Origin of the sequence: Shewanella abyssi, from assembly GCF_023284025.1 — a bacterium.
In the GTDB taxonomy this organism is placed as follows: domain Bacteria; phylum Pseudomonadota; class Gammaproteobacteria; order Enterobacterales; family Shewanellaceae; genus Shewanella; species Shewanella abyssi.
The window spans coordinates 1-1,101 of record NZ_JAKIKR010000120.1 but is presented as its reverse complement, the minus strand read 5'-3'; the positions used below and the strand labels follow the sequence as shown (position 1 = coordinate 1,101).

The following is a 1,101-nucleotide window of genomic DNA, read 5'->3' as shown; positions in this document are numbered from 1 at the left end:
ATACCAATTACATTAAAGGTATGATCTAATAAGTCACCATTAATAAACCGTAAAACTTATGAAGTTCCCTGATTTTGCATCACTCGCTAAAAATGAAAAAGTAGCACGTAAGAAAATGCGCTATCTGTCATTAGCACATTTTGCTGATGGCCATTCTCGTTACGCTATCGCCGACATGCTTAAGGTCAGTAGAGTGAGTGTTAATAAGTGGGTAGCAGCCTATCTTAATCAGGGGCTCGACGGGTTAAATGATAAACCCAATCTTGGCCGCCCTTGCCAGCTTTCTCCTAATCAACTTGATAGCCTTAAAAACTACGTACACACTCAGAGTTTGTCTGTTAAAGGAGGCCGTATAAACGCCCAAGATGTGGCATCCTTTATAAAAATGGAGTTTGGCGTTGAGTTTCAGCAAAGTAATATCTATCGACTATTGCATCAACAAGGCTTCTCCTGGATAACCACTCGCTCGCGCCATCCCAAACAATCTCAAGCGACTCAAGACGCTTTTAAAAAACTTCCAACTGGAAACGATCCTTAACATTCCTGGACATGTCGCACTTGATCGCGTCGACGTGTGGTTCCAAGATGAAGCGAGATTTGGCCAACAAAACACCACGACACGGCTTTGGGCGACCAAAGGGACTCGTCCACGGGCAGTTCGTCAACAACAGTTTGAGTCAGCATATTTATTTGGCGCAGTCTGTCCTGCAACTGGCACAACAGAAGCCATCATTGCCCCATTTGCCAATAGTGAATATATGCACGAACACTTGAAATTAATATCACAGGCCACAAAACAGGGCCGACATGCGGTAGTTGTGATGGATGGTGCGGGGTGGCATCAAAAAGGAATGGAAGTGGCATTTGGTAATCTAACCATCATAAGACTTCCTCCTTATTCTCCAGAGTTGAATCCCATAGAACAAGTTTGGCAATGGCTTCGGCAACACACGCTAGCAAATTGCTGCTTTAATGGATATGAAGACATCGTCAAACAATGCACGAGAGCTTGGAATGACTTCATCATGGAACCTAAATGCGTAATGAAACTCTGCTCAAGAGAGTGGACAGAATTGATAACTTAGTTAATGTAACTGGTAT

1 protein-coding gene is annotated in these 1,101 nt (G+C 43.3%); it reads left to right on the top strand.

Annotated elements, in window-relative coordinates; translation table 11 throughout:
• Positions 1-58 precede the first annotated feature (58 nt).
• A protein-coding gene (locus tag L2755_RS21975) for an IS630 family transposase (protein ID WP_428847826.1) occupies positions 59-1,085 on the top strand; the annotation gives its coding sequence in 2 pieces (ribosomal slippage) (positions 59-508 and positions 510-1,085; 1,026 coding nt in all).
• Positions 1,086-1,101 lie beyond the last annotated feature (16 nt).